22 protein-coding genes are annotated in these 22,650 nt (G+C 64.3%); 11 read left to right on the top strand and 11 right to left on the bottom strand.

Going from position 1 to position 22,650, the window contains the following annotated elements; genetic code table 11:
* The first annotated feature begins 68 nt into the window (after positions 1 to 68).
* From THL1_RS11370 to THL1_RS11360, 3 genes are all read left to right on the top strand, one after another.
* On the top strand, positions 69 to 290 hold the full coding sequence (locus tag THL1_RS11370) for a hypothetical protein (protein WP_069083370.1): 222 nt from the start codon (positions 69 to 71) through the stop codon (positions 288 to 290).
* 24 nt (positions 291 to 314) lie between these two features.
* Positions 315 to 575 (top strand): hypothetical protein, encoded by a 261-nt coding sequence (locus THL1_RS11365; protein ID WP_069083369.1) that lies wholly within the window; start codon positions 315 to 317, stop codon positions 573 to 575.
* 66 nt (positions 576 to 641) lie between these two features.
* Entirely contained in the window at positions 642 to 1,013 is a 372-nt protein-coding gene (locus THL1_RS11360) for a glutathione S-transferase N-terminal domain-containing protein (protein WP_069083368.1), read from the top strand.
* A 63-nt stretch (positions 1,014 to 1,076) separates the two neighbouring features.
* Here the strand turns inward: THL1_RS11360 and THL1_RS11355 are convergent, their stop codons facing one another.
* On the bottom strand, positions 1,077 to 3,221 hold the full coding sequence (locus THL1_RS11355; RefSeq protein WP_069083367.1) for a 3-hydroxyacyl-CoA dehydrogenase NAD-binding domain-containing protein: 2,145 nt from the start codon (positions 3,219 to 3,221) through the stop codon (positions 1,077 to 1,079).
* Positions 3,222 to 3,235: 14 nt separating this feature from the next.
* Positions 3,236 to 4,441 carry an acetyl-CoA C-acetyltransferase gene (locus tag THL1_RS11350; RefSeq protein WP_069083366.1) on the bottom strand — a complete coding sequence of 402 codons (1,206 nt, stop codon included), beginning with the start codon at positions 4,439 to 4,441 and terminating at the stop codon, positions 3,236 to 3,238.
* Positions 4,442 to 5,335: 894 nt separating this feature from the next.
* Here THL1_RS11350 and THL1_RS11345 point away from each other — a divergent pair.
* Together THL1_RS11345 and THL1_RS11340 are read left to right on the top strand one after the other, a co-directional pair.
* Entirely contained in the window at positions 5,336 to 5,692 is a 357-nt protein-coding gene (locus THL1_RS11345; RefSeq protein ID WP_069083365.1) for a rhodanese-like domain-containing protein, read from the top strand.
* A gap of 3 nt (positions 5,693 to 5,695) precedes the next feature.
* The gene (locus THL1_RS11340; RefSeq protein WP_069083364.1) at positions 5,696 to 6,493 is read left to right on the top strand and encodes a c-type cytochrome; all 798 of its coding nucleotides are present in this window, start codon (positions 5,696 to 5,698) and stop codon (positions 6,491 to 6,493) included.
* Positions 6,494 to 6,543: 50 nt separating this feature from the next.
* Here the strand turns inward: THL1_RS11340 and THL1_RS11335 are convergent, their stop codons facing one another.
* The 4 genes from THL1_RS11335 to THL1_RS11320 form a co-directional block, all read right to left on the bottom strand.
* Positions 6,544 to 7,275, bottom strand: coding sequence for a proteasome-type protease (locus tag THL1_RS11335; protein WP_069083363.1), 732 nt, complete (start codon positions 7,273 to 7,275; stop codon positions 6,544 to 6,546).
* A 110-nt stretch (positions 7,276 to 7,385) separates the two neighbouring features.
* Positions 7,386 to 8,183 carry a transglutaminase family protein gene (locus THL1_RS11330; RefSeq protein WP_069083362.1) on the bottom strand — a complete coding sequence of 266 codons (798 nt, stop codon included), beginning with the start codon at positions 8,181 to 8,183 and terminating at the stop codon, positions 7,386 to 7,388.
* Positions 8,180 to 9,130 (bottom strand): alpha-E domain-containing protein, encoded by a 951-nt coding sequence (locus THL1_RS11325; protein ID WP_069083361.1) that lies wholly within the window; start codon positions 9,128 to 9,130, stop codon positions 8,180 to 8,182. Before THL1_RS11325 ends, THL1_RS11330 begins: the two co-directional genes overlap by 4 nt.
* A gap of 2 nt (positions 9,131 to 9,132) precedes the next feature.
* A complete protein-coding gene (locus tag THL1_RS11320; RefSeq protein ID WP_069083360.1) occupies positions 9,133 to 10,542 on the bottom strand; it encodes a circularly permuted type 2 ATP-grasp protein in 1,410 nt (469 codons plus the stop codon).
* Between the two features lie 444 nt (positions 10,543 to 10,986).
* Here THL1_RS11320 and THL1_RS11315 point away from each other — a divergent pair, with 444 nt between their 5' ends.
* The 6 genes from THL1_RS11315 to THL1_RS11290 all read left to right on the top strand — a co-directional run bounded on the left by THL1_RS11315 (position 10,987) and on the right by THL1_RS11290 (position 17,472).
* Complete coding sequence (locus THL1_RS11315; RefSeq protein WP_069083359.1) at positions 10,987 to 11,538, top strand: peroxiredoxin; 552 nt, start codon at positions 10,987 to 10,989, stop codon at positions 11,536 to 11,538.
* A gap of 293 nt (positions 11,539 to 11,831) precedes the next feature.
* The gene (gene ydcS / locus THL1_RS11310) at positions 11,832 to 12,983 is read left to right on the top strand and encodes a putative ABC transporter substrate-binding protein YdcS (RefSeq protein ID WP_069083358.1); all 1,152 of its coding nucleotides are present in this window, start codon (positions 11,832 to 11,834) and stop codon (positions 12,981 to 12,983) included.
* 141 nt (positions 12,984 to 13,124) lie between these two features.
* Complete coding sequence (locus THL1_RS11305; protein ID WP_069083357.1) at positions 13,125 to 14,135, top strand: ABC transporter ATP-binding protein; 1,011 nt, start codon at positions 13,125 to 13,127, stop codon at positions 14,133 to 14,135.
* A gap of 3 nt (positions 14,136 to 14,138) precedes the next feature.
* Positions 14,139 to 15,077 carry an ABC transporter permease gene (locus THL1_RS11300; RefSeq protein ID WP_069083356.1) on the top strand — a complete coding sequence of 313 codons (939 nt, stop codon included), beginning with the start codon at positions 14,139 to 14,141 and terminating at the stop codon, positions 15,075 to 15,077.
* Positions 15,067 to 15,891 carry an ABC transporter permease gene (locus THL1_RS11295; protein ID WP_069083355.1) on the top strand — a complete coding sequence of 275 codons (825 nt, stop codon included), beginning with the start codon at positions 15,067 to 15,069 and terminating at the stop codon, positions 15,889 to 15,891. The genes THL1_RS11300 and THL1_RS11295 overlap by 11 nt, the downstream gene beginning before the upstream one ends.
* 156 nt (positions 15,892 to 16,047) lie before the next feature.
* The gene (locus THL1_RS11290; protein ID WP_069083354.1) at positions 16,048 to 17,472 is read left to right on the top strand and encodes a gamma-aminobutyraldehyde dehydrogenase; all 1,425 of its coding nucleotides are present in this window, start codon (positions 16,048 to 16,050) and stop codon (positions 17,470 to 17,472) included.
* A gap of 400 nt (positions 17,473 to 17,872) precedes the next feature.
* Here the strand turns inward: THL1_RS11290 and THL1_RS11285 are convergent, their stop codons facing one another.
* The 5 genes from THL1_RS11285 to THL1_RS11265 form a co-directional block, all read right to left on the bottom strand.
* Positions 17,873 to 18,580, bottom strand: a complete 708-nt coding sequence (locus THL1_RS11285; RefSeq protein ID WP_069083353.1) for a type 1 glutamine amidotransferase — start codon at positions 18,578 to 18,580, stop codon at positions 17,873 to 17,875.
* Between the two features lie 169 nt (positions 18,581 to 18,749).
* Entirely contained in the window at positions 18,750 to 19,091 is a 342-nt protein-coding gene (locus THL1_RS11280; protein ID WP_069083352.1) for a ribonuclease E inhibitor RraB, read from the bottom strand.
* Positions 19,092 to 19,465: 374 nt separating this feature from the next.
* On the bottom strand, positions 19,466 to 20,227 hold the full coding sequence (locus THL1_RS11275) for an SDR family oxidoreductase (protein ID WP_069083351.1): 762 nt from the start codon (positions 20,225 to 20,227) through the stop codon (positions 19,466 to 19,468).
* Position 20,228: 1 nt separating this feature from the next.
* Positions 20,229 to 21,170 carry an alpha/beta hydrolase gene (locus tag THL1_RS11270; RefSeq protein ID WP_069083350.1) on the bottom strand — a complete coding sequence of 314 codons (942 nt, stop codon included), beginning with the start codon at positions 21,168 to 21,170 and terminating at the stop codon, positions 20,229 to 20,231.
* Entirely contained in the window at positions 21,154 to 22,623 is a 1,470-nt protein-coding gene (locus THL1_RS11265) for a flavin-containing monooxygenase (RefSeq protein ID WP_069083349.1), read from the bottom strand. Before THL1_RS11265 ends, THL1_RS11270 begins: the two co-directional genes overlap by 17 nt.
* Positions 22,624 to 22,650: the final 27 nt, after the last annotated feature.

The raw sequence follows: 22,650 nt of genomic DNA, 5'->3' as shown, positions 1-22,650 counted from the left end.
CTCGTTTTTTTATCGAAAAGCTTTCCGCGACTCTATGCCAACCCAGCCCCTGGCCACGGAGTCCCGACATGAACAACCCCACCATCAAGTACGCACGCAACGGTGCCCTAGCCAGCCTCGGCCTGTATTTCGTCGTGGTGGTGGTAGTCCTGGCCGTCAGCTTCGGATACGAGCGCGGTCGCATTGGTGTGAGCCCAACGGACGCATCCATGAGTTTCTACCAGCAACTCAGCCAGAGCATCCCGGTGCTGCTGGAGAGCCAGAAGCAGATCAGCGGACGACAAGGTTGACCACCAAAAACAAGCGATAAGACGATGAAGCAGCACAAAAACCGGCTCTATCTTCTGGCCGCCCTTGCCGTCATGACCAACGGCTTTTCGCTGATCGGCTGCGCTCATGGCTCGGTGGGTGCTGTCGCCAAGAACATCGAGGCCAATCACAATATCGCCCGTGGGATCACCAACGAACGGGCCGTACACAGTTTTTCCGGCACTCCGCCGAGCAACCGTGAACCGCGACTGCCGGCCGCTTTCGACATGAGTTCGCTAAATTGCTACAGCAGCTATCTGACGTAACGGTCAGCTACGCTCGCCAAAGTCCGGTAAACTGCCGGCCCGCTTTTCACTCAAGGGTACGCAGCAGTGTTCATCAAGGCATTACGAGTCGGCCTGGGCCAGTTGATCATCTTCCTCGACTTCATCACCCGTCCGCGCAAGCTGCGCCGCAGCACCGAGGCGCAGGCCCAGGTGGCGGAAGAGACCGCCAACCTGGCGCTCTACCAGTTCAACGCCTGCCCCTTCTGCGTGAAGACCCGCCGCGCCATGCACCGGCTGAACCTGCCGATCGCCCTGCGCGACGCGAAGAATGATGAAACCCATCGCACCGCCCTGCAGGCCGGCGGCGGCAAGATCAAGGTACCCTGCCTGCGCATCGACGAAAACGGTGAAAGCCGTTGGATGTACGAGTCCAACGACATCATCCGTTACCTGGAAAGCCGCTTCGCCAAGGCGTGATCCACGCCGCGCGCACAAAAAACCGGCTCACTGTGAGCCGGTTTTTTTATGCCGAGCTGGAACCTAGAACCGTTCTCCCCTGGCCGCCTTGTCCAGCAGCAGCGCCGGCGGTTCGAAACGCTCGCCATATTGCTCAGCCAGGTAACGGGCGCGGGCGACAAAGTCCTGTAGGCCGTACTGGTTGATGAACTGCAGCGAGCCCCCTGTCCAGGCCGCGAAACCAATACCGAAGATCGAACCGATGTTGGCGTCGGCAACCGAATGCAGCACGCCCTCCTCCACGCAACGCACGGTTTCGATGGCCTGGATGAAGAGGATGCGATCACGCACGTCTTCCTGCGGGATCTGCTTGTCGGCCTTCTCGAAGCGCGCTTTCAGCTCGGGCCAGAGGTGCTTCCTGCCGCCGGCCGGGTACTCGTAGAAGCCGCCGCCAGCCGCTTTGCCAGGGCGCTTGAACTCATTGACCATCAGGTCGATCACGGCGAAGGCCGGATGCTGTGGCAGCGCCTTGCCTTCGGCCTTCAAGTCCTCGGCGGTCTGGTTGCGAATGTGGGTCATCAGACTCATGGAGACTTCGTCGGAAATCGCCAGCGGCCCCACCGGCATACCGGCCTTGCGGGTCTCGTTCTCGATCATCGCGGCGGAGACGCCTTCACCGAGCATGGCGATGCCTTCGTTGGTGAAGGTACCGAACACACGGGAGGTGAAGAAGCCACGGCTGTCGTTGACCACGATAGGCGTCTTCTTGATCTGCAGGACGTAGTCGAAGCCACGGGCGAGGGTTTCGTCCAAGGTCTTCTCACCACGGATGATCTCCACCAGCGGCATGCGATCCACCGGACTGAAGAAGTGCAGGCCGATGAACTTCTCCGGCTTGGCCACTGCCTGAGCCAGACCGGTAATCGGCAGCGTGGACGTGTTGGAGGCGATCACGGCATCCGGCAACGCAGCGGCCTCGGCAGCGGCGGTGACCTTGCCCTTCAGTTCGCGGTTCTCGAACACGGCTTCGATGATCAGGTCGCAGCCGTCGAAATCGGCATCGCTGATGGTCGGCTTGATGCGGGCCAGGATGGCATCACGTTTCTCTGCGGCCATGTGGCCACGGCTTACCAACTGGTCGAGCAGGCCTTGGGAATAGGCCTTGCCCTTCTCCGCAGCGTCCAGCGCCACATCCTTCAGCACCACTTCGATACCGGCAATGGCGGAGACGTAGGCAATGCCCGCCCCCATCATGCCGGCGCCGAGCACACCCACCTTCTTCGTCGCATAGGGAGCCGGCCCCTTGGGCCGCGAACTGCCGGCGCCGATCTCGTTCAACTGGAACCAGAAGGTGCCGATCATGTTCTTCGCCACCTGGCCGGTGGTCAGCTCGGTGAAGTAGCGGGCCTCGATCAGTTGGGCAGTGTCGAAGTCCACCTGGGCGCCTTCGACCGCCGCGCACAGGATCTTCTCCGGCGCCGGGAAGCAGCCCTTGGTCTTGTCGCGTAGCACCGAGGGGGCGATGGCCAGCATCTGGGCCACATTGGGACTGGACGGCGTGCCACCGGGAATCTTGTAGCCAGCGGTGTCCCAAGGTTGCGCGGCCTTGGGATTGGCGGCGATCCAGGCGCGGGCCTTGGCCAGCATCTCGTCCGGGGTCTGCGCCAGCTCGTGGATCAGGCTTGCCTTGAGGGCCTGCTCCGGGCGCACTTTGCGGCCTTCGGCGAGGTACGGCAGCGCCTTCTCGATACCCAGCAGGCGCACCATGCGCACCACGCCGCCACCGCCCGGCAGCAGGCCGAGGGTTACTTCGGGCAGGCCGAGCTGCACGCTGTTGTCGTTGAGGGCAATGCGGTGATGGCAGGCCAGGCAGATTTCCCAGCCGCCCCCCAGGGCCGCGCCATTGATGGCAGCCACCACCGGTTTACCGAGGGTTTCCAGGCGGCGCAGTTGGCCCTTGAGGCCCAGCACCATCTGGTAGAAGGCATTGGCATCGGCCTTGGTGACCTTGATCAGCTCGTTGAGGTCGCCGCCGGCGAAGAAGGTCTTCTTGGCCGAGGTGATGATCACACCGGCGATGCTGTCCTTCTCGGCCTCCAGGCGTTCGACGGTCTTGCCCATGGCCTCGCGGTACACCGCGTTCATGGTGTTGGCGCTCTGGCCGGGCATGTCCATGGTCAGGACGACGATATTGTCCTGGCCTTTTTCGTAACGGATGGCGTCTGTCATTTTTCTTCTCCGCCTCAAACCTTCTCGATAATGGTGGCAATGCCCATGCCGCCGCCTACACACAGGGTGGCCAGGCCGTAGCGCAGGTTGCGCGCCTCCAGCTCATCCAGCAGGGTGCCGAGGATGGCGCAGCCGGTAGCGCCCAGCGGGTGACCCATGGCGATGGAGCCGCCGTTGACGTTGACCTTCTCTTCCGGCACGCCCATGTCCTTCATGAACTTCATCACCACCGAGGCGAAGGCTTCGTTGACCTCGAACAGGTCGATGTCAGCCACGCTCAGGCCAGCCTTGGCCAGGGCCTTGCGGGTGGCCGGCGCCGGGCCGGTGAGCATGATGGTCGGGTCGGTGCTGGTGACTGCCGTGGCGACGATGCGTGCGCGGGGCTTCAGGCCCAGTTCCTTGCCCTTGGCGGCGGAGCCGATGAGCATCGCGGCGGCACCATCGACGATGCCGGAGCTGTTGCCTGGCGTGTGCACGTGCTCGATGCGTTCGACCTGGCTGTACTTGCGCAGGGCGGTGGCGTCGAAGCCCATCTGCCCCATCATCTCGAAGCTGGGTTTCAGCGCCCCCAGGCCGTCCAGGGTGGAATCGCCGCGGATGAACTCGTCGTGATCGAGCAGGACGATGCCGTTCTGGTCGGTGACCGGCACCAGGGACTTATTGAAGGCGCCATTGGCTCGTGCTTGAGCGGCCTTCTGCTGGGAGCGCAGGGCAAAGGCATCGACATCCTTGCGGCTGAAGCCTTCCAGGGTGGCGATCAGGTCGGCACCGATGCCCTGGGGCACGAAGCTGGTGTGGAAGTTGGTTTCCGGGTCCATGGCCCAGGCGCCGCCATCGGAGCCCATGGGCACGCGGGACATGGATTCCACACCACCGGCCACTACCAGGTCCTCGAAGCCGGAACGCACCTTCATTGCCGCAAGGTTCACTGCTTCCAGGCCCGAGGCGCAGAAACGGTTGATCTGCTGGCCGGACACTGTCTCATCCCAATCAGCCACCAGCGCCGCGGTCTTGGCGATATCGGCGCCCTGGTCGCCCACAGGCGTCACGCAGCCGAGGACGATGTCGTCCACCTGACTGGTATCCAGGTCGTTGCGCTCGGCCAGGGCACGCAGCAGCCCGGCGATCAGGTTGACCGGTTTGACGCTGTGCAGAGCGCCGTCCTTCTTGCCCTTGCCGCGGGGCGTGCGCACCGCGTCGAAAATGAATGCTTCGGTCATGGCGTCCTCTTGAGGCAGCTAGGTGGCACCCCTGGTGCCTGTTGTTCTTGTCCGTCGGCCACCGGTATCCCGGCAGGCTGTGGCTACCTTATCGCTATAGGCCATGGGCTCAATGACGGAAAAGCTCAGCCCCATTGACCGCTGCGCTCAGACGAACGGTCAGCCGATGGCCAGTTGCCAGCCAAGGTGGCAGGGATGTGTCTGGCCTCGGGGCTGCTCACTGGCAAGCCGCCACCCTCAATAGCCGCACATTACTAAGACCGACGCGCTAGTTACCAACCGATATAAGCGCAATGTGATGTCGGCCCTAGAGTTTGAAGTGCAAGTGGCCGCTGCCGGGTTTTGCCGGGGCGGCATTTTGTCAAAAGCCACGGGGGAAGGTGAGGTTCCGGGCCGGCCGTAGGGAGCCCTGACCGACGCGCCCCCAACAACAAAAAAGGCAGTTGGCCATGTTCAAGCAGCCCAAAATGCGGCAAGCGAGCCTGATCGTCTTTGCCACCACAGTGATTCTCATTCTTCCCAACCTGACCCGACTGGTCAGCTGATCATCACGTTCATCCACTGGTCGTCCTGCGTTGCGTGCCGCCCACGGCGGTCAACGCAGCGCGGGTAGCCACCAGGCCCATCGAGTCTGTCTCCCGGTGCGCGCGGCGCACCCTACGGGACCGGCGTCATCCTGCTGGCTCGCTGACTCGAATCGCCACAGGCAGCGCCGGTGACTCATGACCGCGAACAACTCGGCCAGCATGGCCACTCCTTAAAAGCTGCCGACACCCGGATCGGGCGCCGAAAAAAGCTCTGGTTATGACGGAAAACCGCGATCCTAATGGCCTGCGCCCCCTTCGATCAATTGTGCTAGGTTCGCTGGACAAGCCTCATTCAGGAGCCGCCATCATGCGTACCCTGCTCGCTGTTCTCTCCCTTGCCCTGAGCCTGCCGGCCGCCGCCGGTGATACCGACCAGGCCGCCGCCGTCGAAGCCATGCAACAGCCCAATGCCGTGTTGATCGACGTACGCACTCTGGAGGAAGTGGCCGAAGGCGCCATCCCCGGCGCGCGCAACATCGGCTACGAGCAAATCGGCCAGAGAATTGCCGAAGTCGCCCCGGACAAGGACACCCCCATAGTGCTCTACTGCCGCAGCGGCCGACGCTCCGGCATCGCCCAGGACAGCCTGCAGGTGCTGGGCTATAGCCGGGTGATCAATGGCGGCGGCTACCTGGACCTGAAAAACGCCCTGGACAAGGACTGATCGATGCGCCATGCGCTTCTCGCCCTGCTCTTCTGCTTCACCCCGCTGCATGCCGCCGAGCTGACCCTGGAACTGCCCGGCGGCACCCGTACCTGGGACACCGCCGCACTGCTCGCCCACCCCCAGGCGCAGGACGTGACCATTGCGGACGACGTCTCCTACAAGAAGACCATGCGCTACCGTGCCGTGCCGGTCGTGGCACTGCTGGAAGGCGTGAAACCCGACGAGCACCTGCAGGCCGTCGCCCTGGACGGTTTCGCGGCTGAACTGGCCGCGGCTCCACTGTTGAACACGAAAGGCGCCCGCGCCTGGCTGGCCATCGAGGACCCGGCCCAGCCCTGGCCACCGCTCGGCAGCCGTAAGCCCAGCGCAGGCCCCTTCTACCTGGTCTGGACCGAACCCAAGGCAGCGGATATCGGCCCCGAGCAATGGCCCTTCCAGGTCGCGCGCATCCGCTATCTGCCGTCCGTGGCCGAGCGTTTCCCCACCCTGCGCCCGGCCGACAATGCCAGCGCCGGGGTAAAAGCCGGCTTTGCCCAGTTCCAGAAGAACTGCCTGGCCTGCCACCGCCTCAATGGTGCGGGCGACGCGCAGTTCGGCCCCGACCTGAACATCCCCCACAACCCCACCGAGTACCTGGCCGGCGACTTCCTCCCCCGCTACATCCGCGACCCGCAAAACCTGCGCCGCTGGCCCCAGGGCAAGATGCCGGGGTTCTCGAAGGAGGTAATCAGTGATGAGCAACTGGGGCAGTTGATCAGCTACCTGAAGCACATGGCGGGGAGGAAGGTGGCGCCGTAGAACCGCTTGATTGTGGGAGCGATTTCAATCGCGAAAGCGAGCCACGCCCATCAGACGTTGTATTCCACCGGTGGCGGCGGCAGTTCGCTGATCAGGGCCTGCAGGCCTTCCGCCCATTGGCGGCGGATGTCGACGAAGTACTTGTCTTCCTCGGTCACCCGGTAGCCAGCCGGCAGGATCAGGCTGTCGCGGTGATAGACCAGCAGGTCCAGCGGCATGCCCACCGACAGGTTGCTGCGGATGGTGGAGTCGAAGGACACCAGGGCACAACGCAGGCCTTCTTCGAGGCTGGTCTTGAACTCCAGGTTGCGGTCGAGGATCGGCTTGCCGTACTTGCTCTCCCCCAGCTGCAGGAACGGCGTGTCCTCGGTGGCCTGAATGAAATTGCCCTGGGGGTAGATGCTGTAGAGGTCCGGCGGATTGCCGGCGATCTGCCCCCCCACGAGGAAGGAACAGGTCAGGTCGGTGTTGCCGGCCAGCGGCGCACCGTCGCGGGCGATGACTTCGCGGGTGGTCTCGGCCACCAGGGCTGTGGCGTCGTAGAGGGTGGGCACGCTGTGCAAATTCGCACCCGAGCCGTCGAGACGCTGCTTGAGCAGGTTCACCACGGACTGCGAAGTGGCCAGGTTGCCGGCGCTCTGCAACACGATCAGCCGTTCGCCGCTGACACCAAAGGTGTAGAGCTTGCGGAAGGTGGCGATATGGTCGATGCCCGCATTGGTGCGCGAGTCGGATACGAACACCAGGCCATCGGCCAGGTGCATGGCGACGCAGTAGGTCATGCCGTTTCTCCTTGTCTGGATTCCCCGCGCCGTTTGTCCGGCCGCCGTGCCCGTTTACGGGCGAGGCAGTAAGCAGCGGCCGGCGTCGCGAAGAACCGGGGGTGCTGTCCCTATTGCGCCTGAACCAGCAACAACGGCGGCGCATCCACCTTGGCATGCATCTGCTCGCCACCACCGCCCCGGCGCATGCCGCGCACCGGGCAGGCATCCAGGTAATCCAGCCCAACCGCCAGCTTCAGGTGACGTTCGGGGCGGGCCAGGTTGTTGGTCACGTCGAAGCTGTACCAGGCGTCGCCCAACCAGGCTTCGGCCCACGCGTGGCTGGCCAGGTTCTGGTCATTGCCCTGGTACAGGTAGCCGGACACGAAACGCGCCGGAATACCCAGGGTTCGTGCGCAGGCCAGGAAGGCGTGGGTGTGGTCCTGGCAGACCCCGGCGCGGCCGGCGAAGGCCTCGGCGGCGGTGCTGTCGACACCGGTCACGCCTTTCTTGAAGGGCATCTGCACATGCAGCGCCTCCATCAGGTCAATCAGCCCTCCGCGATCGCGACGGCTGCCGCACTCGCGTGCAGCGAACTCGCGCAGGTCATCGTCGGCGGTGGTCAGGCGGGTGAGACGCAGGAACGGCAAGGCAGACTGCCTGTCGTGCTCGGCCTCGCGCTTCTCGTCGATCTCCACCTGGCCACGGGCGCTGATGACGATGGCGTCATGGGGCTCGTCCAGGGTCAGCACATGGAAGATGTTGCCGAAGGGGTCGACCTGCGCGCGTACCGGGCGCGGCAGGGTCAATTCCCAGCTGAGCACGTGCTGGCGTTCGTTTTCCTGGGGCGTCAGGCGCAGGTACTGGATGCTCGCGCGAACCTGATCGTCATAGCGGTAGGTGGTGTCGTGGCGAATGGACAGTCTCATACAGCCTCCAGATACGAGCTGTGGATGGCCCTGGCCAGTTGGCGGACCAGCAGGATGAAGTCGGTGAGCCAGGTGTGCAGGCCTTCGTCGAGGATTTCGTCGATGGCGGTGTAGCGCAGCCGCGCGTCCAGCTCGGCGGCCAGGCGCTGGGCCGGTCGACCGTTATCTCCCGGCAGGCTGGCGAGGATGTGGTTCAACTCCTCCATGCAGGCACGCAGCGAGCGCGGCACGTCCGGGCGCAGCAGCAGCAGCTCGGAAACCTGACGGGCATCGGGAGAGCCGCGGTACACCTCGGTATAGGCCTCGAAGGACGACAGGGCGCGGAGCAAGGCGCTCCATTGGTAGTAGCCGCGGGCGGAACTGTCGCTGACCTCTTCCGATTCTTCGCCGAACATTTCGTAGCGCGAATCCAGCAGGCGCAGGGTGTTGTCCGCGCGTTCGATGAAGGTCCCCAGGCGAATGAAGCAATAAGCCTCGCCACGCATGATGGTGCCGTAGGTAGCACCGCGGAACAGGTGCGAGCGCTCCTTCACCCACTCGCAGAAGCGGCTGATGCCGTAGCGGCCCAACCCCTCGCTGGAGATGTTCAGCATCTCCAGCCAGGTGGCGTTGATGTTCTCCCAGATGTCGGCGGTGATTCGGCCGCGCACGGCATGGGCGTTGATTCGAGCGGCGCGCAGGCAGCTGAAGATGCTCGCCTGGTTGTCGGCGTCGAGGGCGAAGAAGTGCAGCATGCGCGCGGCGTTCAGCTCGCCATGACGCTCCTGATAAAGCTCCAGGGTGCCGGTGCTGAGCAGGGACATGGCCAGTTCGTCCAGACCATCGCCACGGCCGTCCTGGGGCATCAGCGACAGCGAGTAGCTGACGTCCAGCATGCGCGCCAGGTTCTCCGCGCGCTCCAGGTAGCGCGACATCCAGTAAAGCTCGGAGGCAGTTCTACTCAGCATGATCAGTCTTCCACTATCCAGGTGTCCTTGGTGCCACCGCCCTGGGACGAGTTCACCACCAGTGAGCCCTCACGCAGTGCCACACGGGTCAGGCCGCCGGGCACCAGGCGGGTTTCCCGCCCGGAGAGTACGAAGGGACGCAGGTCGATATGGCGAGGGGCAATGCCCTGCTCGACGAAGGTCGGGCAGGTGGACAGGCACAGTGTGGGCTGTGCGATGTACGCCTCGGGACGCGCCTTGAGGCGCTCCCGGAAGGCTTCGATCTCCTTGGCACTGGCCGCCGGCCCCACCAGCATGCCGTAGCCGCCGGAACCCTGGGTTTCCTTGACCACCAGTTCGGGCAAATGGGCCAGCACATGGGACAGGTCCTCGGGCTTGCGGCACTGCCAGGTGGGCACGTTCTTCAGGATGGGCTCCTCGTCCAGGTAGAAGCGGATCATGTCGCAGACATAGGGGTAGATGGACTTGTCGTCTGCCACCCCGGTACCGATGGCGTTGGCCAGCACCACGTTACCGGAGCGGTAGGCGGCCAGCAGGCCGGGCACGCCGAGCATGGATTCGGGGTTGAAGGCCAAAGGGTCGAGAAAGGCATCGTCCAGCCGGCGGTAGATCACATCCACCGGCTGGGGACCTGCGGTGGTGCGCATGAACACGCGGTCGTCACGAACGAAGAGGTCGGCGCCTTCCACCAGCTCCACGCCCATCTCGCGGGCGAGGAACGCGTGCTCAAAGTAGGCGCTGTTGAAGCGGCCCGGCGTCAGGACCACCACGCTGGGGTTGTCCAGCGGGCTGGAGCTTTTCAGGGTATCCAGCAGCAGGTTCGGGTAATGGTCGATGGGCGCAACGCGCTGGGCGGCAAAGAGTTCGGGGAACAGCCGCATCATCATCTTGCGGTCTTCCAGCATGTAGCTGACACCGCTGGGGGTCCGCAGGTTGTCTTCCAGCACGTAGTAGGTGCCGTCGCCGTCGCGCACCAGGTCCACCCCGGCGATATGGGCGTAGATGTCGCGGTGCAGGTCCAGGCCCTGCATGGCGATCTGGTAGCCCTCGTTGGCCAGCACTTGTTCGGCGGGAATGATCCCGGCCTTGATGATCCGCTGATTGTGGTAGAGGTCGGCGAGGAACATGTTCAACGCCTTGACCCGCTGGATACAGCCCCGCTCCACCACCCGCCATTCGCTCATGGGGATGGCACGGGGAATGGTATCGAAGGGAATCAGGCGCTCGGTGCCCTGCTCGTCGCCATAAAGGGTGAAGGTGATGCCGGCGCGATGGAACAGCAGGTCGGCCTCTCGTCGCCGCTGGGCCAGCAACTCCTGAGGCGCGTCCGCCAGCCAACGTGCGAACTCCCGGTAATGCGGACGGCATTCGCCACTCGCGTCGTACATCTCGTCATAAAAAGTGCGGGACATGCCTAACTCCTTGTCGCCACGGGCAGTTACGCAATCGCAAGCCCCGTGCCATCGCAACAACCGCTTGCTTTTCAACAACTTGCAGCACACGCACAGTCGTCACGCCCCAGACTGGTGCAGCCCGCAGAGCGGAACTGCGCACGCCGCCCTATTTGGCGGCGGTACAGGGTTGGACGGATTGCGACGGCGAGGTGTTCCTCCTGCTTGTCTGCGGAGGAACCGCCATCCCTGGAACGGACAGTCTAGTCTGGCCTTGTGTGACCCCTAGGGTCCGATTGTTCTATGCATATGTTGCGATTTGGAATTTGCCCTATAACCCGCCGACCTATGGTCATGACGCGCCCTCTATGGACGACATGGCCCGACCCTATTTTCCAAGCTCCCGGGAGCCTTCCATACTTGCCTCATCCCAGTGCCTCCATCCTGCCTTGGAGCAAACCTGCCATGCTCACCATCGGAGACAAATTGCCGGCGTTCGACCTGCTCGCGGTGGACCACGACTCGGAACACGCGCCCAGCCCGGAAAGCGCCTTCAAGCGAGTCAACCAGGACAGCTACCTTGGCCAGTGGAAGGTTCTGTTCTTCTGGCCCAAGGACTTCACCTTCGTCTGCCCGACCGAGATCAGGGCCTTCGGAGACCTGCTGGAGCAGTTCAACGACCGCGACACGCAGTTGATCGGCGCCTCCACCGACAGCGAATTCGTCCACCTCGCCTGGCGCCGCGACCACAAGGACCTGAAAGGCCTCAGTTTCCCCTGGCTGGCCGACGCCAGGCACGAACTGGCCAACGCCCTGGGTATCATGGATCGCCGCGAAGGCGTGGCCCTGCGCGCGACCTTCATCATCGACTCGGACAACGTCATCCGCCATGTCTCGGTCAACGATCTGCTGGTAGGCCGCAATCCCCAGGAAACCCTGCGCCTGCTCGACGCCTTGCTGACCGAAGAGCTGTGCCCCTGCAACTGGCACAAGGGGGAAGCGACGCTGCATTACTGAGTGGTTTGGCCTTCGCGAAATCTTGTAGGGGCGAATTCATTCGCCAAGCAGGCCGGAGGGCTGCCAACGGAACCTTCAGGGGCCGCTGCGCGACCCTTGGCGAATGAATTCGCCCCCACAGGAAAAGCGACAGCAAAGCGCCACCAGCCCCCTTCCTTGTCAGCCCCAAAGCCCCGAACTACGCTGCTCAATGCGAGCAGCGGCCGCATTTTTCGGCGTACCTTCCTCGCACCGCCAACGGCATGCAGTTCCGCCGAACAGGCTCCGCACGTCATGTACAACAGGAGTCGACAATGCCTTCGTTCAAACCCCTTTTCCTTTCGTTCGCCGTCAGTTGCGCCTGCCTCATCGCCTCCGCCCAGGCCGCCGACCCGCTGAAGCAGGTCGGTAACGGCGAAGGTCAGCTCGACATCATCGCCTGGCCCGGCTATATCGAGCGCGGCGAGTCGGACAAGAACTACGACTGGGTCACCCCGTTCGAGAAAGACACTGGCTGCAAGGTCAATGTGAAAACCGCCGCCACCTCCGACGAGATGGTCAGCCTGATGGCCAAGGGCGGCTATGACCTGGTCACCGCCTCCGGCGACGCCTCCCTGCGCCTGATCTTCGGCAAGCGTGTACAACCGATCAACCCGGCCCTGGTCCCCAACTGGAAGACCCTCGACGAACGCCTCCAGGACGCGCCCTGGCACACCGTCAACGGCGTGCACTACGGCACGCCCTACCAATGGGGGCCGAACCTGCTGATGTACAACACCAAGCTGTTCAAGCAAGCGCCGGACAGCTGGGCCGTGGTCTTCGAGCCCCAGCAACTGGCCGACGGCAAGGCCAACAAGGGCCGCGTGCAGGCCTACGACGGCCCGATCTACATCGCCGACGCCGCCCTCTACCTGAAATCCGCCAAGCCGGAACTGGGCATCCAGGACCCTTACCAGCTGACCGAAGCGCAATACGCCGCGGTACTCGACCTGCTGCGCAAACAGCACAGCCTCGTGCACCGCTACTGGCACGACGCGACGGTGCAGATGAGCGACTTCAAGAACGAAGGCGTGGCCGCCTCCAGCACCTGGGGCTACATGGCCAACACCTTGAAAGCCGAGAAGCAGCCGGTGGAAACCGTGTTCCCGAAAGAAGGCGTCACCGGATGGGCCGACACCACCATGTTGCACGTGGACGCCAAGCACCCGAACTGTGCCTACAAATGGATGGACTGGTCCCTGCAGCCCAAGGTCCAGGGCGACCTGGCCGCCTGGTTCGGCTCCCTGCCGGTGGTCGCCAAGGGCTGCACCAGCAGCGAACTCCTCGGCGCCAGCGGTTGCGCCACCAACGGCTACGACCAGTTCGACAAGATTGCCTTCTGGAAAACTCCGGAAGCCCAGGGTGGGAAGTTCGTGCCCTATAGCCGGTGGACGCAGGACTATATCGCGATCATGGGTGGAAGGTAATTCGCGCCGAACTCTCCCCGAAAGTCACCCCTCTCCCTCTGGGAGAGGGGCCGGGGGTGAGGGTAGTTCGAGTCAGCTCGGTGTCCCCTACCCCCAACCCTCTCCCGGAGGGAGAGGGAGTCGCCACTCCGGAGCCCGAGCATGACTACAGCCGTCCAGTTCACTGATGTCTGCCGCCATTACGGCGATGTGAAGGCGGTCGACCGGGTGTCCATCGAAATCCACGACGGCGAGTTCTTCTCCATGCTCGGTCCCTCAGGCTCGGGCAAGACCACCTGCCTGCGCCTGATCGCCGGCTTCGAACAGCCCAGCTCCGGCTCCATCCGCATCCACGGTGGAGAGGCCGCCGGCCTGCCGCCCTACGAGCGCGACGTGAACACCGTGTTCCAGGACTACGCGCTGTTCCCGCACATGAACGTGCGCGACAACGTCGCCTATGGCCTCAAGGTGAAGGGTGTGGCCCGCGCCGAACGCCTGGCTCGCGCCGAGGACGCGCTGGGCATGGTCGCCCTGCCCGGCTATGGCGAGCGCAAACCGGCACAGCTCTCCGGCGGCCAGCGCCAGCGTGTGGCCCTGGCCCGTGCCCTGATCAACCGCCCCCGCGTGCTGTTGCTGGACGAACCCCTCGGCGCGCTGGACCTCAAGCTGCGCGAGCAGATGCAGGTCGAGCTGAAGAAACTGCAACGTCAGCTCGGTATCACCTTCATCTTCGTCACCCACGACCAGGGCGAGGCGCTGTCCATGTCCGACCGGGTGGCGGTGTTCAATAAAGGCCGCATTGAGCAGGTCGACAGCCCGCAGAATCTCTACCGCCAGCCGCGCACCCGCTTCGTTGCCGAGTTCGTCGGCACCGCCAACGTACTCCATGGTGATCTGGCCCAGCGCCTCACCGGAAACGCCGGTGCCTTCTCGCTGCGACCGGAACATGTGCGCTTCGGCAGTGCAAGCAATGGCGAACTGCAGGTCAGCGGCACGGTGCATGACGTGCAGTACCTCGGCGCCATCAGCCGCTACGAACTCAACCTGGAGGGCGGTGGGCGCCTGGCGGTCAGCCTGCCCAACGGCGAAGAGACAGACAGCGCACGCCCACAACCCGGCCAGCAGGTGCAGGCCTGTTGGGCCCGCAGCGCGATGGTCGCGCTCAGCGAGTAGGCCATGAGCACCGTCATCGCCAGCCATCAGAGCGGACCGCTACGCGGGCTCTCCAACCTGCTCTACCGCCGCTCGACCCTCTACCTGCTGCTGCTGCTGACGCCACCGCTGATCTGGTTCGGCGTGGTCTACGTAGGCTCCTTGTTCGCCCTGCTCTGGCAGAGCTTCTACACCTTCGACGACTTCACCATGGCGGTGACGCCGGACCTGACCCTGGCCAACTACGCCGCCCTGTTCAACCCGGCCAACTACGACATCATCCTGCGCACTCTGACCATGGCCATCGCCGTAAGCCTGGCCAGCGCGGTGCTGGCCTTCCCCATCGCCTACTACATGGCGCGCTTCGCCTCGCCAAGAGAGAAAGCCTTTTTCTACATCGCCGTGATGATGCCCATGTGGGCCAGCTACATCGTCAAGGCCTACGCCTGGACGGTGATCCTGGCCAAGGGCGGCATCTTCTACTGGATGATCCAGCAACTGCACCTGGAAACGCTGCTGGGCAGCCTGCTCACGGTCCCCGGCGTGGGCGGCAACACCCTGTCCACCTCGCACCTGGGGCGCTTTCTGGTATTCACCTACATCTGGCTGCCGTTCATGATCCTGCCGATCCAGGCCTCCCTGGAGCGCCTGCCACCCTCGCTGTTGCAGGCCTCGGCGGACCTCGGCGCCAGGCCCCGGCAAACCTTCGCCCAGGTGATCCTGCCGCTGGCTTTCCCCGGCGTCGTGGCCGGTTCCATCTTCACCTTCAGCCTGACCCTGGGCGACTTCATCATTCCGCAACTGGTGGGGCCCAGCGGGCTGTTCATCGGCACCATGGTCTACGTGCAGCAAGGCTCGGTGGGCAATATCCCGCTGGCGGCAGCCTTCACCCTGGTGCCCATCGTGCTGATCGCCATCTACCTGTCCATCGCCAAGCGGCTGGGGGCCTTCGATGCACTCTGATTCTGAAAAGCAGGGGGAGAAAGCCTCCTGGGGCCTGCGCCTGGCCGCCTGGGGCGGGCTGGTGTTCCTGCATTTCCCGATCCTGGTGATCCTGCTTTACGCCTTCAACACCGAGGAGTCGTCCTACAGCTTCCCGCTGCAGGGCTTCACCCTGGAATGGTTTGCCGTGGTGGGCAGCCGCGAGGATGTCCTGCAGGCCATCGTCCTGTCGGTGAAGGTCGCCTGCCTCGCCACCGCCCTGGCCATGGTGCTCGGTACCCTGGCAGCGGCCGCGCTCTATCGCCGCGATTTCTTCGGCAAGGAAAGCATCACCCTGATGCTGATCCTGCCCATCGCCCTGCCGGGCATCATCACCGGCATCGCCCTGCTCTCGGCGTTCAAGACCCTCGGCATCGAACCGGGCATCTTCACCATCGTCGTCGGCCACGCCACCTTCTGCGTAGTGATCGTCTACAACAACGTGATCGCGCGCTTCCGCCGCACTTCCCACAGCCTCATCGAAGCCTCGATGGACCTGGGCGCCGATGGCTGGCAGACCTTCCGCTACATCATCCTGCCAAACATCGCCACCGCCCTGCTGGCCGGCGGCATGCTGGCCTTCGCGCTGTCCTTCGACGAGATCATCGTCACCACCTTCACCGCCGGCCACGAACAGACGCTGCCGCTCTGGCTGCTCAGCCAGCTCAGCCGCCCTCGCGACGTCCCGGTGACCAATGTGGTCGCCCTGCTGGTGATGCTCGCCACCATGCTGCCCATCCTCGGTGCCTATTACCTGACACGAGGGACCGAGACGGTGGCGGGGGGTGGGAAGTGAAGCCCGGCCACGCACTTCTCCCCTCTCCTCTTCAGGGAGAGGGGCCGGGGGAGAGGGTGACGAGGTTGATCCAGACCATGCGGCTGTAGGCGACTCCGCAACCCTCTCCCTAGCCCTCTCCCTGCAGGGAGAGGGGACGACTGCGAGGATTCCACCATGCAAACCAAACTCCTGATCAACGGCCAGTTCACCGCCGGCGAAGGCCAGGCCCTGGATGTGCTGAACCCCGCCACGGGGGCGGTACTGGTGAAAGTCGCCGAAGCCAGCGAGGGCCAAGTGGATGCCGCCGTGCGCGCCGCCGATGCCGCCTTCGAAGGCTGGGCTCGAACCTCGCCCCGCGACCGCGCCACCCTGCTGCTGAAGCTGGCGGACAGGATCGAAGGTCACGCCGAAGAGCTGGCGAAGCTGGAGTCGGACAACTGCGGCAAGCCCTACGCCGCCGCACTGAACGACGAACTGCCGGCCATTGCCGACGTGTTCCGCTTCTTCGCCGGCGCCAGTCGCTGCCTGACCGGATCGGCGGCGGGTGAATACCTGCCCGGCTTCACCTCCATGATCCGCCGCGACCCCGTGGGGGTGATCGCCTCCATCGCGCCCTGGAACTACCCGCTGATGATGGCCGCCTGGAAGCTGGGGCCGGCACTGGCGGCCGGCAATACGGTGGTGCTCAAGCCCTCGGAGCAGACCCCGCTCACCGCCCTGCGCCTGGCCGAACTCATCACCGAACTGCTGCCACCGGGCGTGGTCAACATCGTCCTCGGTCGCGGGCCTACCGTGGGCAGCCCTCTGGTGTCGCACCCGCTGGTACGCATGGTGTCGCTGACCGGCTCGGTGGGCACCGGCAAGGCCATCATCAAGAGTGCTGCCGACAGCGTGAAGCGCACCCACATGGAGCTGGGCGGCAAGGCCCCGGTGATCGTGTTCGACGACGCGGACCTCGCCGATGTGGTGGCGGGCATCCGCACCTTCGGCTTCTACAACGCCGGCCAGGACTGCACCGCGGCCTGCCGCATCTACGCCGGCAAGAAGATCTACGACAACTTCGTGGCCGACCTGGCCAGCGCCGTATCCAGCCTGAAAACCGGCCTGCAGAACGACCCGGCCACCGAACTCGGCCCGCTGATTACCCAGAGCCAGCGCGAACGGGTGGCCGGGTTCGTCGACCGCGCCCGTGGGCAATCCCACATCCAGATCGCCACCGGCGGCAAACCGGTGGCCGGCAGCGGCTTCTTCTACGAGCCCACGGTGGTCGCCCACGCGAAACAGGATGACGAGATCGTGCAGCGGGAAGTGTTCGGGCCGGTGGTGACGGTCACACCTTTCAGCAACGTGGACGAGGCGGTGCGCTGGGCCAACGATTCCGACTACGGCCTGGCGTCATCGCTCTGGACCCGCGACGTGGGCCGCGCCGCCGCCGTGGCCTCGCGCCTGCAGTACGGCTGCACCTGGATCAACACCCACTTCATGCTCACCAACGAAATGCCCCACGGCGGCTTCAAGCAATCCGGCTACGGCAAGGACCTGTCCATGTACGGGCTGGAGGATTACACCGTGGTGCGGCATGTGATGATTCGGCACTGATCAACTGCAAGAGCAACCTGTGGGAGCGAATTCATTCGCGAAAGGCAGCGAAGCTGCCCCGATCAGACTCGAGCCTGCGGCCCGGATCGCGAGTAAACATCCACGTTCGTAGAACGTGGACTTGTGTTTGCCCCCTATAAGGGGGCCATCCTCACACGCAGCACTCGGCTGATCTCCGCCACCGTGCCCAGCAGTAGGGTGCACCATGCGCACCGCGGCGATGGTGGCGACTCCGAGTCTGTCTCCCGGTGCGCGCGGCGCACCCTACGGGACCAGCAGCATCCTGCTGGTTCGCTGACTCGATTCGTCACAGGCAGAGCCGGTGACTCATGACCACGTCCTAAGGACGTGGTTTCCCAAGTTCAAATGAATTCGCTCCCACAAAAGCAAGAATGGCGCCTTAACCGAACGCCAGCCCCAACCAGCGTTGATAGAACCCTTCCGCTACCTGGTTCAGCGCCGACACCTTGCTCGGCAGGTCTTCGAGCATGCGTGACCTGGCCTGCTGGCTCGGCTGGGTTTCATCCAAGAGATGCGCCCAATCGGTGAGCCAATTACGCACCAGGTCCACGGTCATTTCCGGATGGCCCTGCAGGGCCAAGACCTTATCGCCCCAGGAAAAACCCTGGTTGGGGCACCAGGGGCTGTCCATCAGCCACTGGGCGCCGTCGGGCAAGTCGAAGGTGTCGCTGTGCCACTGGTAGATGGTGAACTCTCGCGGTAAATGCGTCAGCCAGGGGTTGCCGGTGGCCAGGGTGCGCTTTTCCAACGGCTGCCAACCAATTTCGGAATAGGGCATGCGGTGCACCGAAGCCCCCAGCGCGCGGGCCAGGAGCTGGCCACCCAGACAATGGCCGATCATGGGGACGTCACGCGCGATGAAGTGCCGCAATGCATCGATTTCCGCCCTAATCCAGGGCAATGGATCGTTGACGCTCATGGGCCCACCCATGATGGCCACGGCCTTGGGTCGGTCCAGGTCATAGCCTTCCAGTTCGCCCTGGTCCGCACGCAGCACGGTGAAGTCGCGCTGCTCTCGGTCCAGGACGGTCGCCAGATGGCCGGGCGAGCAAAAATCCGCGTGGGTGAGAATCAGGATATCGGTCATGGGGTCCCCTCCGTTGGCGCAGTCTGAGGCAAAGGCCATGCCGAGGTCGAGTAAAGGAAGTCTATGTTTTGCGGGGAATACGCAGGCCAGAGGGGGAGGAAAAACCAGCAGGAACATTGTCCGGAATGCCCGGTTCGCAGCAGGTCGACCGCCGCGAACCGGGATTGCCTCAAGGCTGCTTGGCGGCGACTTCCTGGGTCACGCCCCAGCCATCGAGCACACCACCGAGCGGGACCACCAAGGCCTCCAGGTCGTGCTCGAAATCGCCGATTCCCGCGTGGGTGGCGTACATCACCTTGCTTACCTGCAAATGCCAGGCGCCATCGGCGCGGACCGACACCTGGGCATTCAAGGACTCACCACGAAAATTCTTCGCTGCCGTTCGCGCCCGGTCCTCGTCGGGGAAAATGGCGTAGAACTCGATCGGATGAACACGGGCGAAGTCGAATCCGCCCTCTTTCATGCGGCGCAAAAGACTGGTGCTGACATCATCGTGGAAGGCTGTGCTCATGAAACGACCTCCTCTTAGCGATGGATGAGTGTTCCACTTGTTCCGCTTATTCCGAGAAGCCGGTGGAGTTGGCTTCGCGACACCATGCAGTGCCGCTCCGGGCCGACCCTGCAGACACAGCGCCAAGCCCTGACCGGGCCCCGAGCGGACCCGGCCGCTGATTCACTCGTCGAGTGATTCCTGCAGCTTTCATTTTGCAGGGTAGCGCCACCGCAGCGGGTCTGCCGGAAAGCTGGACAAATTGTCACAAAAGTGGCGACAAGCGGTGTTAACGCCTGATACGCCAACAAATTGGCCTTTCGCTCAGCGCATCCACCCAATGTCCAACTGCCGGGGCGGCGCGTCCCACCCGGCAGCCAGGTCAATCCGCCCGCTCAGGCCCCGCTCAACAGCTTCATGACCCCCCGATTCACCCAGGCCGGCGAAACCTGCCCCGCGCCGTACATCAAGCGGAACAGCCAGCTCACCGGCCGATGCACCGTCGCGCCCTGGGCCTGCTGCCAGGCGGCCAGGGCGATGTCCTCGGCCCTCAGGTTCACCCCCAGGCGACGCAGCACCGGAGGCTCGAAACGCTGGCTGCTGACCATGGGCGTGCGCACGAAAGGCGGCACCAGGTCGCCGACCCGGATGCCATGGCGGCGCCACTCGAGTTCCAGCGCTTCGGTGAAACCGCGCACCGCGAACTTGGAAGCCGAGTAACTGGCCATGTGCGGCGTGCCGTACACGCCAGAGGCCGAGCCCATGCTGATCACCTGGGCGCTACGGGTTGCCTTCAGATAGGGAAAGGCCGCGTGGGTCACTTGCACCAGCCCCAGCACGTTGATGTTGAGGATGCGCGCGTGTTCGGCCATGTCGATCTCCTCGAAGTGCCCGAAACGCAATACACCCGCGCAATTGAACAGCAGGCGCAACTGGCCGTCGTGGCGTCCGCAGAAGTCCGCCAGGGCGGCCTCCACGGCGGCCAGGTCGGTCACGTCCAGCATCTGGTGCCAGACGCCACCCAGTGCCGCCGCCTGGGTGGCCAGCGCATCGGCGTCGCGGTCGATCAGCCCAACCTGCCAGCCGCGTTCATGAAACAGGCGGGCCGTCGCCGCGCCGATACCGGAGGCGGCGCCGGTAATCAGGATGTTGTCCATCTCAGGCCTCCTCCTCCTCCACATGCTTGCAGATGAAGTCGGCGGCACTGGCCAGCGCCTGGTCGGCGGTACGCAGTACGCCGGTATGGGCCTGGAATACATGCCAGAGTCCCGGATAACGCTCCAGCCGCACCCAGCCGCCCGCCGCCCGCACCCGCTCGGCCAATCGCAGGCTGTCGTCGCGCAGTACTTCGTCTTCGGCCACCTGCACCAGCATCGGCGGCAGCCCGGAGAGATCGGCGAACAGTGGCGACAGGGCCGGATCACGGCGATCCAGTCCGGGCGGGCAATAGAGGTCCATCGCCTGCTCCACCCAGGCCGGATGGATCAGTGGATCACCCGCTGGCGGACTGTGCTGGGCCGTGCCGCTGAGGTCGGTGACCGGCGAAAAGCAGATCAGCCCCGCCGGCCGGGGCAGGCCCTGGCGACGAATTTCCAATGCCGTGAGCAGGGTCAGGTTGCCACCGGCCGAGTCGCCACCGATAACGATGCGCGACGCCGGATAGCCGGCTTCCAGCAACTCGCGGTAGGCCGCCACGGCGTCTTCCCGGGCGGCTGGAAACGGGTGTTCCGGCGCCAGGCGGTAATCCAGGGCGCACACTGCGACCCCGGCACGCCTGGCGAGGGTAGCGGTGATGGCCCGATGGGTCGCGGGCGAGCCGGTGATGAACGCACCGCCATGCAGGTAGAGCAGCGCGACATGGCTGCCACCCTGGGGCCGGTGCCACTCACAGGGCCGGCTGCCCAATTGCCCAGCTTCGCGCAGTACCCCCCGTGGCGCCAGGGTGCTGGCGGTGAGCAGGCGCAGCACCAGCCGCTGTATCTGCACGGGCAGCGGCGGCCGCATCAAGCCACGGAACAGCAGGCGCAGGGCACCGCGCAAGGTCGCGCGCAGCAACGGCTGGCCAGGCTCGGGGGCGGTGAATTCAACGGGTGCATTCATAGAGATCCAACTCCAGGCGACGGGTCTGTTGGCGGTAGCTGAAGGTGAAACCCGGCCAGTTATTGGTATTGCGGCCGTCAGCGGTCTTGTACCAGCTGTTGCAGCCCTGCTCCCAGACAGTATGCCGCACGTCCTGTTGCAGGCGCTGGTTGAAATGGCGTTGCACGTCGGGCTTGAGGTCGAGGTAGCGTAGACCGCCCAGCGCACGGATGCCGTCGAGTACGTAGGGGAACTGACTTTCCAGCATGTAGATGATGGAGTTGTGACCCAGGTTGGTGTTGGGGCCGTAGAGGATGAACAGGTTCGGGAAGCCGCTGACGCTGACTCCGAGATAGGCCTCGGCGCCCTCGCGCCACGCCTCGTTCAGGTCGCGCCCACCCAGCCCGCGAATGCTCATCGGCGCGAGGAAGTCCGTAGCGGTGAAGCCGGTTCCCAGGATGATCGCGTCCACCTCATGGCGCTGGCCGTAGCTGCTTACCACGGCATCCTCCGTCACTTCGCGAATGCCCTGGTCGATCACGTCGACGTTCGGCCGTGCCAGGGCCGGGTAGAAATCATTGGAGATCAGGATGCGCTTGCAGCCCAGCGGGTAATCCGGAATCAACCGCTGGCGCAGTTCCGGGTCGGCAATGCCACGCGCCAGATGCTGACGGAAGCGGAACTGCATCAGTTTCATCAGCGGCGGAAACACCGAGAACGCCAGTACCCGGGATTCGTGCTGGAGGTACTTGAGCACCCGGTCGAACTTCTGCAGCCAGGGCAGGTGTCGCATCAGCGCCAGCTCCCAGGCCTTGTAGATGCGGTCCGGCTTGGGAATCACATAGGCCGCCGAGCGCTGGAACAATGACAGGCGCGCCACCTTGGGAACAATCTGCGGAATGAACTGTATGGCGCTGGCGCCAGTACCGATCACCGCCACCCTCTTACCTTCCAGCGGGTAGTCATGATTCCAGCGGGCGGAATGGAACAGCTCGCCCTTGAAGCCTTCCAGCCCGGCAATGCGTGGCCAGGCCGGCCGATTCAACTGGCCGCAGGCACTGACCAGAGCCCGGGCACGATAGCGTTCGCCGTTGCAGGTCTGCACCAGCCAGGTGCCGCTGGCCTCATCGAACTCGGCGCCTTCCACCTCGCATTCGAAGCGGATGTGCCGGCGCAGGCCGTACTTGTCGGTGCAATGCTGCTGGTAGGCGAAGATTTCCGCCTGCGGAGCGAACTTGCGCGACCAGTCGGTCTTGGGTTCGAAGGAAAAGGAATAGAGGTGCGAAGGCACATCGCAGGCTGCCCCGGGGTAGCTGTTGTCACGCCAGGTTCCTCCGACCTCGCGGCCCTTCTCCAGGATCAGGAAGTCGCGGAAGCCGGCCTTCTGCAACTGGATGGCCAGGCCCAGGCCGCCAAACCCGGCGCCGATAATCAGCACGTGCAACGCCGCGCCGGGCTGGGAACTGTTGTTCATTGTTTTCTCCCATTGATAGTGCCGCGC

This window comes from Pseudomonas sp. TCU-HL1 (genome assembly GCF_001708505.1).
GTDB lineage: Bacteria > Pseudomonadota > Gammaproteobacteria > Pseudomonadales > Pseudomonadaceae > Metapseudomonas.
This window is presented reverse-complemented; position numbering and strand designations above follow the sequence as displayed.